This is a genomic window from Methylobacterium sp. J-067 (assembly GCF_022829465.1).
Classification (GTDB): domain Bacteria; phylum Pseudomonadota; class Alphaproteobacteria; order Rhizobiales; family Beijerinckiaceae; genus Methylobacterium; species Methylobacterium litchii.
In genome coordinates this window covers 1-491 of record NZ_JAKSXZ010000073.1, presented here as the reverse complement: position 1 = coordinate 491, position 491 = coordinate 1, and the positions used below count along the sequence as shown (strand labels likewise).

The 491-nt window shown below is 70.7% G+C and carries 1 pseudogene; it reads left to right on the top strand.

Annotation, left to right across the window (positions count from 1 at the left end):
• Positions 1–17 precede the first annotated feature (17 nt).
• A pseudogene (locus MKK52_RS26895) lies at positions 18–491 on the top strand (hypothetical protein); the annotation flags it as partial.

The window sequence follows — 491 nt, the reverse complement described above, 5'->3', positions numbered from 1 at the left end:
CGGCGACGTCTGCGGGTGTGACGGTGTCGTCCGTCGCGATCGACGGGACGACGTATGGGGGGTTTGCGGGCACGCCGGTGGCGGGGGTGGTGTCGGTGGGCAAAGCCGGCGACGAGCGCCAGATCCAGAACGTGGCGGCGGGTCGCGTGAGTGCGAGTTCGACGGACGCGGTGAACGGGAGCCAGCTGTACTCGGTGGCGTCGACGACGACGAGCCAGGTGAGCTCGCTGTCGACGGGTGCGGCGTCGGCGAACGCGTCGATCACGTCGCTGTCGACGGGGGTGGCGTCGGCGAACACGTCGATCACGTCGCTGTCGACGGGTGTGGCGTCGGCGAACACGTCGATCACGTCGCTGTCGACGGGTGTGGCGTCGGCGAACACGTCGATCACGTCGCTGTCGACGAGCGTGGCGCCGGTGGCGGCGGTGATCGGCAGCACGGCACCGGCGATCGGGTCTGGTGCGGTGGCGAGCGGTCAGCAGGCTGTGGCG